The 10484-nt window shown below is 60.8% G+C and carries 11 protein-coding genes; 6 read left to right on the top strand and 5 right to left on the bottom strand.

The window, feature by feature from the left end:
• Window positions 1-186 precede the first annotated feature (186 nt).
• Window positions 187-444 carry a hypothetical protein gene (locus N8H74_RS19020; protein ID WP_217830061.1) on the top strand — a complete coding sequence of 86 codons (258 nt, stop codon included), beginning with the start codon at window positions 187-189 and terminating at the stop codon, window positions 442-444.
• Window positions 445-517: 73 nt separating this feature from the next.
• Here the strand turns inward: N8H74_RS19020 and N8H74_RS19015 are convergent, their stop codons facing one another.
• The 3 genes from N8H74_RS19015 to N8H74_RS19005 all read right to left on the bottom strand — a co-directional run bounded on the left by N8H74_RS19015 (window position 518) and on the right by N8H74_RS19005 (window position 2186).
• Entirely contained in the window at window positions 518-1135 is a 618-nt protein-coding gene (locus N8H74_RS19015) for an FKBP-type peptidyl-prolyl cis-trans isomerase (protein ID WP_217830062.1), read from the bottom strand.
• 123 nt (window positions 1136-1258) lie between these two features.
• A complete protein-coding gene (locus tag N8H74_RS19010; RefSeq protein WP_217830063.1) occupies window positions 1259-1564 on the bottom strand; it encodes a DUF6482 family protein in 306 nt (101 codons plus the stop codon).
• A 133-nt stretch (window positions 1565-1697) separates the two neighbouring features.
• Complete coding sequence (locus N8H74_RS19005; protein WP_217830064.1) at window positions 1698-2186, bottom strand: TIGR00645 family protein; 489 nt, start codon at window positions 2184-2186, stop codon at window positions 1698-1700.
• Window positions 2187-2346: 160 nt separating this feature from the next.
• Between N8H74_RS19005 and N8H74_RS19000 the strand changes: the two genes are divergently transcribed.
• Complete coding sequence (locus tag N8H74_RS19000) at window positions 2347-4176, top strand: hypothetical protein (protein ID WP_262149450.1); 1830 nt, start codon at window positions 2347-2349, stop codon at window positions 4174-4176.
• A 6-nt stretch (window positions 4177-4182) separates the two neighbouring features.
• Here the strand turns inward: N8H74_RS19000 and N8H74_RS18995 are convergent, their stop codons facing one another.
• Window positions 4183-4503 (bottom strand): hypothetical protein, encoded by a 321-nt coding sequence (locus N8H74_RS18995; protein WP_217830066.1) that lies wholly within the window; start codon window positions 4501-4503, stop codon window positions 4183-4185.
• Here N8H74_RS18995 and N8H74_RS18990 point away from each other — a divergent pair.
• The gene (locus tag N8H74_RS18990) at window positions 4502-4747 is read left to right on the top strand and encodes a hypothetical protein (RefSeq protein ID WP_217830067.1); all 246 of its coding nucleotides are present in this window, start codon (window positions 4502-4504) and stop codon (window positions 4745-4747) included. The two genes, N8H74_RS18995 and N8H74_RS18990, sit on opposite strands and share 2 nt — an antisense overlap.
• Window positions 4748-4813: 66 nt before the next feature.
• Here N8H74_RS18990 and N8H74_RS18985 read toward each other — a convergent pair whose 3' ends face one another.
• Window positions 4814-7252: an ATP-binding protein gene (locus tag N8H74_RS18985; RefSeq protein ID WP_217830068.1), complete on the bottom strand. Its 2439-nt coding sequence runs from the start codon at window positions 7250-7252 to the stop codon at window positions 4814-4816.
• Window positions 7253-7573: 321 nt separating this feature from the next.
• On the opposite strand from N8H74_RS18985, the gene N8H74_RS18980 reads away from it, so the two are divergent.
• The 3 genes from N8H74_RS18980 (at window position 7574) to N8H74_RS18970 (ending at window position 10461) form a co-directional block, all read left to right on the top strand.
• Window positions 7574-8062, top strand: coding sequence for a DUF3015 domain-containing protein (locus N8H74_RS18980; protein ID WP_007950971.1), 489 nt, complete (start codon window positions 7574-7576; stop codon window positions 8060-8062).
• Between the two features lie 96 nt (window positions 8063-8158).
• Window positions 8159-10012, top strand: a complete 1854-nt coding sequence (locus N8H74_RS18975) for a DUF4105 domain-containing protein (RefSeq protein WP_262149448.1) — start codon at window positions 8159-8161, stop codon at window positions 10010-10012.
• Window positions 10013-10104: 92 nt separating this feature from the next.
• The gene (locus tag N8H74_RS18970; protein ID WP_217830070.1) at window positions 10105-10461 is read left to right on the top strand and encodes a hypothetical protein; all 357 of its coding nucleotides are present in this window, start codon (window positions 10105-10107) and stop codon (window positions 10459-10461) included.
• The last annotated feature ends 23 nt before the right edge of the window (window positions 10462-10484 follow it).

Here is a 10484-nt window from a genome sequence, read left to right as displayed (position 1 = left end):
CCGGGGGGGGTTTGGGCGCACCACTCCTGCCCTTCCCCCGCGACAAATCCGCGCACTAGCCAAACGCCAGCCGTTTTGACCTTACGCAATCTTTACCCGCAAAAAATCACAAACCGCCAATAGGCGCTTGCTATTTGACGAATAAGAATTATTCTCATTGAAACCCTTTCAATGGAGATGAGAACCATGACTTATTTGATCGACGCCTGGCTGGATCGCCCGCATCCGTATCTGCGAATCCTGCACCGGGAAACCGGGGAAGTCTGTGCCGTTCTGGAAGAAGAAGCGCTGCATGAGCTGCAGGATCAAGGCGATCTGGACGTCAGCGGCCTGAGTTCCAGCGAACCGGTGGTGCTCAAGGAGCTGGTGCGCAACCTGTTCCTGTTCTGCTATGCCCGGGCCTTGCGCCCGACCAGTGAGCTGCATCACAAGATCGAATTATGAGGAACGCCGCAGAACATGTGGGAGCGGCGGTGCGCCCCTCCCACATCAGCCTGCCACGGAGACAGGCCAGGTCTTACAGAACGTCGAGCAGTTCGACGTCGAACACCAGAACGCTGTGCGGCGGGATGCTGCCAACGCCTTGAGCGCCGTAAGCCAGTTCGCTCGGCACGTACAGACGCCATTTGCTGCCGGCATTCATCAGTTGCAGGGCTTCGGTCCAACCGGCGATCACGCCGCCAACCGGGAATTCTGCCGGCTGGCCACGCTCGTAGGAGCTGTCGAACACGGTGCCGTCGATCAGCGTGCCGTGGTAGTGAGTACGCACGTTGTCTTCACGGGTCGGCTTGGCGCCGTCGCCCTGGGTCAGCACTTCGAATTGCAGGCCGGAAGCCAGGGTGGTGATGCCGTCACGCTTGCCGTTGTCGGCCAGGAACGCACGGCCTTCGCCGGCTGCAGCTTCAGCCTTGGCAGCGGCTTCAGCTTGCATGATCTCGCGGATCACTTTGAAGCTGGCGGACATTTCTTCCTGACCCACACGGCTTTCCTTGCCGGCGAAGGCGTCGGTCAGGCCAGCGAGGATGGCGTCCAGGCTGACACCCGGTGGCGGGTTGTCGCGCAGCTGGTCACCCAGCTGACGGCCGATGCCGTAGCTGACGCGGGTTTCGTCGGTGGACAGATTTACTTCGGACATGACACTGCTCCGCTGTGCGGACGGCCTCAGGACCTGCCGTGCAAGCACAGCGCGTCCCGGCGCGCCCGGAACCAAAAGGGCGAGCAGACTAGCACAGATGCCCCCATCGATGGGGCGCCGGACCTACAGGGCCGAGCGCCAGGCGAGCGGCATCTTCAGGCAGTCCTCGCCACTGGCCCCCAGGCCACACATCTCATCGTGAACCGAGGTGTGCACAAGGTTGAACGGCAACACCGGAAAGTTGTGCAGGATATCGCGGGCATGCTCCACCGAGCGCAGCATCAGCATCTTGCCGCTGGGATCACTCAGCGGGTACGCCGCCCCGTGCATCCGCGCTTCGAGCAGGTAGATCCCGCCTTCCATGGAGATCAGGTTCAGCTCATCGACCTTGCGGGCCATGGCAAACGCATTCAACTCTTGCAGGTTCATGAACGCACCTCGTGCGGGCGAATCAGGACGCCTACAGGGATATGCCTCGGCGCAACAAAGCACAAGCCATAAACGACACCGCCCGTCTGTTTCGCAACAGACGGGCGGTATCTTTGCAGCGATCAGCGGCGGATCAGTGCTTGGTGAGCTTGTCCAGGTAACCCATGGCGAAGGCCGAAACCACGAAGGTCATGTGGATGATCACGTACCACATCAGGTGCTGGGGATCGACATTCTTGGCGTCCATGAAGATCCGCAGCAGGTGGATCGAGGAGATCGCCACGATCGACGCCGCCACTTTCATTTTCAGCGACGAGGAGTCCATGGTGCCCAGCCAGCTGAGCTTCTCTTTGCCTTCGTCGATGTTCAGTTCCGAGACGAAGTTCTCGTAGCCGGAAATCATCACCATCACCAGCAGGCCACCCACCAGCGCCATGTCGATCAGCGACAGCAGCACCAGAATCAGTTCCGACTCGGCCATCGAGAACACGTTAGGGAGGATGTGGACGACTTCCTGGAAGAATTTCAGTGCCAGCGCCAGCAGCCCGAGGGACAGGCCGATATAGATCGGCGCCAGCAGCCAGCGCGTGGCGTACATTGCATTTTCGATAAAGCGTTCCATTGAATCTCACACAAAGGGGTGGAAATGGCGGCGAGTATACCAGCCGCCCATGACAGCCAGAAACCGCCCGGAAATCCGCCACCTGCGTGTGTGTATCAAGGTTTTTCTGCTAGTGTCCAAACCATTGACAGCCCAGCGACAGTGGACAGGACGACTGGAAATGGAAGTGCGATTGCCGTTGACGATGACCGGAACTTGCCTCGCCCTGTTGATTGCCGGCTGCTCCCCCGGCGACGAAAAGCACGTGCCCGGCCTTGAGGAAAAGACCGCGCAGTTCGAACAATCGCTCGACGCCATCACCGACCCGAAACTCAAGGACGCCGTGACTGAACTCGGCGGCTCGTTGCTGTTGCTCGAACGCGCCCAACAGCGACTCGACAGCAAACCGGTGCACACCGAATACGGCGAGGACGCCCTCGGCATCCTCAAGCATTACCCTTCCCCGCAAGCGCTGGTCGATACCTTCATCAGTGGCCTGTTCGTGCTGCACAAGGATTCCAGCTCCGATTACCTCACCGATCTGCAACCGGTCTTCCCGTTCAATCTCAACGTGCCGGGCGGTTTTCTGTTCCCCCACGGCGTGGACTGGCAATCGGTGACCCTGAGCAATAAACGGGTGATCGCTTTCCAGCCGGAATGGTCGGAAACCGATCCGGGCATCCAGCTGAGTCCGTCCAGTTCCAACGTCACCAACCCTGACGATCTGACCGTGACCTATCCGTTCATCGACGGCCTGGATGTCGACAAGAAAAACCAGCCACAACCGGTGAGCCTGCAAGGCCAGGTCGAAGTCATCGCGCCGAAACGCCTGCACAGTTTTGACCTGGGCAAGCAGGACGTCGGCCAGACCCGCACCGATGGCAACCTCAGCGTCACCCTGCTGAAACTGGAAAAGAACTACGCCGAAGTCGAATTCAGCAACAGCCTGCCGCTGGCCCCGGAGGTCGCCAATACCGCACTCAACCCGCTGCTCGTCCAGGCCCGCGACACGTCCGGGCAATATCTGGTGCGCGCCGGCTCGATCAACGAAAGCCCCGCACAGGTGGCGTTTTATCAGAAACAACTGACGCAGTTGCAACAACAAAAGGCCTGGAGCGACAGCCTCGAGCAACAACTGGATGTCGACCAGCGCACCTTTGAACAACAACACCCGCGCCGCTACAACAAGGTGTACTTCAAAGGCTCGATCGACAAACTTGAAGTCACCGTACTGGATTTCTCGCAAGCCACGACAACCCGCAAGACCCTCGACCTGCCAGTGCGCGAATTCGACTCGCACACCACGGCCAAAACCGTGCAACCGCTGGACCTGCCGGTGACGGTCTACGACGACCAGGCGGCGAACTGGCTCAAGGGCGCGAGCCTGACCGAGGAGCAACTGAAGGCCAGCGTACACATCCACCAGTCCGTGGACGAGCCGAGCGCCGCGCGTATCGAGTTCGATCACCGCAAGACCTTCAACGATGAATTGCTCGGCGACGACTTCAGCCCCGGCGAAAGCCCGGTGACCTTTTTCACCGAAAAAAGCAGTGGCAAACGGGATGAACCGATCGAGCTGCCGGCGGAGGCCTATCAGGTCGACCCGCTGCAGTCGGTCATCACCTACGACCTGAACCTGTTTCCGGAAACCCCGGCGATCGCCATCGGTTCGATGCCGCTGTTTCTGGCCACCGTCACCAAACAGAGCCACGACGCCAGATCCCTGCCCAAGGGTCTGGAGATTCGCAACAACGCATTGGTGGTGGATCAGAAGTTGTTCCCGGCCAATGAATGGCGGTTTTTCGTCAAGGACGACAGCGGCAACTATTTGAAGCAGATTCTTTCGGTCAGCCACGACGCCGGCGCAGAAGGCCCGGCATTGTTCGGCGTACATTATTTCTACGGCCGTCCGACGCAGGTGGAAACTTATCAGCGAACCGACCTCGCCACCGTGCAGTACGGCTTCGAGGTCAAACTCGACAAGGCCCCCCAATCAGGCACGGCGCCCTGAAGCGGGTTAGCTGTTAAGGCTGCGCCCGCGCCCACCGTTGATCTGCCGAAGCTGGGCTTGCAGGTGCAGGCTCCAGATCTGCGGATCGTTCGCCAATTCATAGCCGTGCATCGTCAGGCTTTCCACGATGGTGTCGAGGATCGACTCGGCGGCGATCGGTCCATGAAACGGGCCTTGGGCCTTGATGGCGGAGGGTTGTTCACCGGCCATGCCGGCGGCGAAGAGCAGCGTCCACATGCCGTTGTCGCCAGCCAGAGGCTTGATGGCGCATTCGATACGGGTCACAAGACCCAGGCACTGACGGGTGAGGCAGAGGTTGCGCGACATGGCGGCGACCCTCGGTGAAGCCGGTATTCAGCCCACACGGGAAGGCTGTTTCGATCCTGTGATGCTTAATGTCCTTGAGCTGAGAATAGAAGAAAAGTTCAGCACGCCAACCGAACGAGACCAGAATGCGCCGAATGGTCATAGTGTGAATATTGGCGCCAGAGTGATGGCACTTTCGCCGACGTTGGCTGCAAAACCCAATGGGAGCGGGCTTGTTCGCGAAGGTGGTGTGTCAGTCAAATGAATGCTGAAACACGACGCCTTCGCGAGCAATCCCGCTCCCACAAGGTCCGGCCCTACGTGATCAGGCTCACGCCGGTTTGGCTTCCGCCAGCGCCTCCTGCGCCAACTCCTTCTCGGCTTCTTTCAGATCGTCTTCGCTGATCATCTCGGCAATCACCCGCAGGCGCTCCACCACCCGGGCGTTGACGCTGCCCTCGGGGAATTCGCCCTCGGCGTTCGGCTCACCGGCAGGTTCGCCCACCAGCAGGCTCAGCGCCTCGTCGGCCTGGCGCACGGCGTAGACGTGGAACTGCCCGGCACGCACCGCCGCCAGCACCTTCTCGTCGAGCATCAGCGTGGCAACGTTGGCCTGCGGAATGATCGCGCCTTGCTCGCCGGTCAGCCCGCGTGCTTCGCAGAGGCGGAAGAAGCCTTCGATCTTCTCGTTGACCCCGCCCACCGCCTGCACTTCGCCAAACTGGTTGATCGAACCGGTGATCGCAAAGCACTGCTTGAGCGGGGTTTTCGACAATGCCGAAATCAACGTGCAGGCCTCGCCCAGCGAAGCGCTGTCGCCGTCGACATACCCGTAGGACTGCTCGAGCGCGATGCTCGCGGAAATCGCCAGCGGGAATTCCTGGGCGTAACGGCTGCCCAGATACCCGGTGAGAATCATCACACCCTTCGAGTGAATCGGCTGGCCGAGATTGACCTCGCGCTCGATGTCGACGATGCCGCTGCCGCCGGGATAGACCGTGGCGGAAATCCGCGCCGGTACACCGAACGCCGAATCGCCGACTTCAAGCACGGTCAGGCCGTTGCACTTGCCGACCGCCGCACCATCGGTGTCGATCAGGATGATCCCGGCGAGCATGTCGTCGAGAATCCGTGCCGACACGCGCCCGGTCCGGGTCGCCTTGGCCTTCAGCGCACGCTCGATGTGGCCGGCGTCGGTCATCTCGTCGTTCGCCAGGTGACGGATGAAATCCGCTTCGCTGACCAACTGGAACAGATCACCGATGCGCGCCGACAAGCGCCCCTGATGTTCGGCCAGCCGCGCACTGTAAGTCGCCAGGCGCGCCACCGCATCGGCGGTCAGCGGTGCCATGCCTTCTTCCGAAGTGCGGGTCTTCAGCAACTGGGCAAACTGCTCCAGGCTCTCGTCGACCATCGGGATGTCTTCATCGAAGTCGACCAGGACGCGGAACATCTCCTGGAAGTCCGGATCGAGGTCTTGCAGCGTGTAATACAACTGCCGCGCACCGATGATGATCACTTTGACCTGCAACGGAATGTGCTGCGGGGTCAGGGTCACCGTGGCAAAGCGGCCCATCTCGCCCAGCGGCGACTCCATTTTCAGCTTGCGCGATTGCAGGGCGCGTTTCAGCGCATCCCACACGAACGGCTCGCCGAGCATTTTTTCCGCTTCAAGGATCAGGAATCCACCGTTGGCCCGGTGCAACGCACCCGGACGCAACTGGCGATACGTGGTGTAGAGCGCGCCCTGATCGGTGGTGTACTCGATGCGCCCGAACAGGTTTTCGTAGGTCGGATGTGGCTCGAACACCACCGGCGCACCGCCGCTGGCCGGATGACCGACCACCAGGCTCGGGGCGTATTGCTCTTCCAGCATCTTGCGCGCGACAGCGTCGGTCTTGCTGTCGTCCACCAGTTGCTCGACCACGGTTTTCAGCAGGTACACCTGCATCGCTTGCAGGTAACCGCAAACGGCAGCGTTTTCCGCGTACTTTTCCGACAGCGGCGCGAGTAGCGGCTGCAAGGCCAGGGTGATGGTTTCTTCGTTGAGCTGGCGCAGCTGGTTACTCGACTCACGCTTCCATTGCGGCAGGCTGGCGAGTTCTTCGTTGAGGCGTTCCTCGAGGTTGGAAATGTCCTCGTGGAAGCGCTCGCGCTCGGCTTCCGGCAACTGGGCAAATTCGGCTTCGTCCAGCGCCTTGCCTTCGAGCATCGGGGTGAAGGCGATGTTGCTGCTGTCGCGATACAGGGCGACGTCCTTTTCCAGCGCCAGGCGCTCGATCACGTCCAGAGCCTTGTCGTAGCGCTGGTTGAAGGCGCGGTCAATGGCGCTTTTCTTCTGCTGGTAGGACGGATGTTCGAAAACCGCCGGGAACGTCGCCAGCAGGTTGTCGATCAGGCTGTTGATATCACCGATGAACGCTGCGGCGGTGCCGGATGGCAATTCCAGTGCGCGGGGTTCGCGCGGCTCATCGAAGTTGTTGACGTAGACCCAGTCCGCCGGGGTCTGCAAGCGCTTGCCTTCGGCCTTCAGGTAACGTTTGACGAACGAGAAGCGGCCGGTGCCCGGCTCGCCCATGACAAACACGTTGTAACCGGGGCGTGGCATGGCCACGCCGAACTGCAACGCTTCAACCGCGCGTTCCTGGCCAAGCACACCGCGAAAGGGCTCCAGATCATTGGTGGTAGTGAAGCTGAACTGTTCAGCGGAAAACGGACGAGTCAGCGCTTCGGGCGCTAGACGCAAGCTGGCAGCAACAGGATCAGGCATCGGGCTTCCTTAACAATCAGGCGGGGCAGATAGCGGCATTCTGGCGCTGCCCGTGCCCCACTGGCAAGGCGCGCCACATGACAAAGCATAGACAAGCGCCCCATCCCACGGCGCGTCCCTTGAAACCGGGGTTTTCAACGAATATTGAGCAAAAAGTCACGGAACCACGGGAACGTGCCTAAACTCCAAACCGTGCGGCTGGAACTAATACCGGCCCACTGGCACCACAGGTCTGTACGAAACCTCGCCATGCGGCGGGTTTCGGTAGAGAGCAGGAGCCAGAACCCTGTCCATTGGTATGCACACAAAGAGAACAAAGCTATGAAACGGATTCTTCTCGGTACTCTCTTCACCGCTGTATCCATCAACGCCATGGCTCAGGCGCCAGGCGGTCCCGATTGCGGTTGGGGCAACATGCTGTTCGAAGGTCAGCGTGGCACCCCGGCCCACTTCCTGGCATCCACCACCAACGGCACTTCCGGTAACGCGACTTTCGGTATGACTTCCGGGACCAACGGTTGCTCCACCAACGCGTCGCTGACCTACGGCGGCAAATCCTGGTTTGCCATGAATGGCATGATGAACGAGCTGTCCGAAGACATGGCAAAAGGCAACGGCGAAGCGCTGACGACCTATGCCGTGGTACTGGGCGTGGCGCCGGAAGACCGCGCGCACTTCGCCGCCGTCACTCACGAGCACTTCCAGCAGATCTTCAGCAAGGCTGACGTGACTGCCGAAGACGTGCATACCAACACCCTGGCCGTTCTGAAAGCAGACCCTCGTCTGGCCAAGTACGCAACGCAGGCTTAAGCTCGACCCGGCCCGCTTCTTTCGGGAAGCGGGTCTTTGTTTTTTGGACCTGCCCGCTTTGGGTCTTTTGTTTCTTTTCGACTTAAGTTGCCACCTATGCTCAAACGCCTTGCCTGGCTGGCGCTCTGTGTCTGCGCCCCGCTGTCCGCCGCGCCCCACATCGACCCTCAACGTTTGCAGCAACTGGCCAACGACCGCTTCTGGATCTCCCTCGGCCATTACGAAACCGCCAAGCTCGGTGGCTGGCGCAGCTATGTCAGCGACAAGAAATTCTTCCTCGCCCCGGACGGCAATGAACATCCCGACCATGAACTGGCAGCCACCGTGCAAGCGCTGTACGCCCCGGCCAGTGCCGGCGAGCAACACGCGCAATGTGTCTACCCGGCGCGCACCCGCTGGCTCAAAGCACAGCTCAATCTCACCGACCTGCCGACGCCGGACTGCGCCGAGTTCAACAAATGGTTCAAGGATGTTTCGCCGCACAGTGCGGTGATGATCTTCCCGGCGGCCTACCTCAACAGCCCGTCGTCGATGTTCGGCCATACGCTGTTGCGCATCGACCAGGCTGACGTGCAAAGCGACAAGACTTCGCTGCTCAGTTACGCGATCAACTTCGGCGCCTACATCGAAGGCTCGGACAACAGCATTCTGTACGCCTGGAAAGGCTTGATGGGCGGCTATCCGGGGCTGTTCGCACTGGTGCCCTATCAGGAAAAACTCTCGGAATACCGCAGTCTGGAAAACCGTGACCTGTGGGAATACCGGTTGAACCTGACCCAGGAAGAAACCGCACGCATGGTCGAGCATGTGTGGGAGTTGAAACAGATCCAGTTCGACTATTTCTTCTTCGACGAAAACTGCTCCTACCGTCTGCTCGAACTGCTGCAAGTGGCCCGCCCGAGCCTGCGCCTGACCGAACAATTCCCGCTGACCGCCATCCCCACCGACACGGTCAAGGCCGTGAAGGAAGCCGGATTGGTGGAGCACATCGAATACCGCCCTTCCCGCGAGCGTGAATTGCTGGCCCGCGCCGAACCGTTGAGCGGCGAGGAACAGGAGTGGGTGCTGAAAGTAAGCGCCGATCAGCAGCAATTGCAGGACCCGGCATTTACCGCCCTGCCCCGCGATCGCCAGGCGTTGATCATCGACGCGGCGTATCGCCTGGAACGCTACCGCGCCAATGGCCAGGAACGGGACCCGCAACGGGTGCAACGCAGTTTCGAACTGCTGCGAGCGATCAACAAGAACCCGGCACCGGAGCTGGATATCCCGCAACCGGGCCTGCCCGAAGACGGTCACGAATCGCGGACCTGGCAGGCCGGCCTCGGCACCCGGGGCGACCGTGCGTTCGGCGAGTACGGCTTGCGCATGGCCTATCACGACCTGAACGACAACGCCGAGAGTTTCCCCCTCGGCGCGCAGATCGAAATCCTCCAGATGAAGCTGCGCCAGTACGAAGGCAACCAATGGCAATTCCAGCAACTGGATCTGGCGACCATCCGCTCGCTGACCCCGCGCAATGCGCTGCTGCAACCGCTGTCGTGGCAAGTCACCGGCGGCTTGGAGCGGGTGCCGGGCAAGCATGACGATGAGAACCTGGTCAGCCACGTCAACGGCGGCGGCGGTGGCACCTGGCAGTTGGGCGACAACGTGCTCGGCTTTGCCCTCGGCACCGTGCGTGTCGAGCACAACAACGATTTCGCCGGGTTCATCGCCCCCGCCGCCGGGTTCAACAGCGGCGTGCTGTGGAAAAACCCGCTGGGCAATCTCAGCGTGGAAGCCAAGGGCGATTACTTCACCAATGGCGAAGTGCGCCGCAGCCTGAGCCTGAACCAGCAGTGGGAACTGTCGCGCAACCTTGGCCTGCGCCTGACGGCACAACGCGAGTTCAGCCACCTGGCGACGCCGGAGACGGAAGTGATGCTGGAAGTGAAGTGGTATCACTACTGACCCAACGAATTACTCACACGCCTTTCACGCACGCCCGACGAATCCGCTTCTAGACTTTGCGTATCAGCCGTGAAACGGCTCGGGAGAGTGCGATGTGGCGGTACGCGGGTTTGTTGGGCGCTTTGTTGTTGCTGGGCGGATGCCAGTCCACCCACGAGGATCTGATCGCCCGGGGTTATCCACCGGCCTTCGCCGATGGTTTCGATGACGGATGCATCAGTGGTCGGCAGGCCGCCGGCTCGATCAGCGGCGAGTTTCGCAAGAACGTGCCGCGCTATCTCAAGGACAAGCAATACGCCGAGGGCTGGACGGACGGTTTCCGCCAGTGCCAGGCGATGCTGGAAAACAAGGATCGCGAAGACTATCGCAACGAACACTGGGACCAGCGCGAGCGTGCCTGGCAGCAACAGAAGGATCAGGACGCCGGGCGGGCTTATCGCTCGCAATAGTCGCTTCCAGACATTCAGTGAAA

The sequence above is a fragment of the Pseudomonas sp. B2M1-30 genome (assembly GCF_025447575.1).
Lineage (GTDB): Bacteria > Pseudomonadota > Gammaproteobacteria > Pseudomonadales > Pseudomonadaceae > Aquipseudomonas > Aquipseudomonas botevensis.
This window is presented reverse-complemented; position numbering and strand designations above follow the sequence as displayed.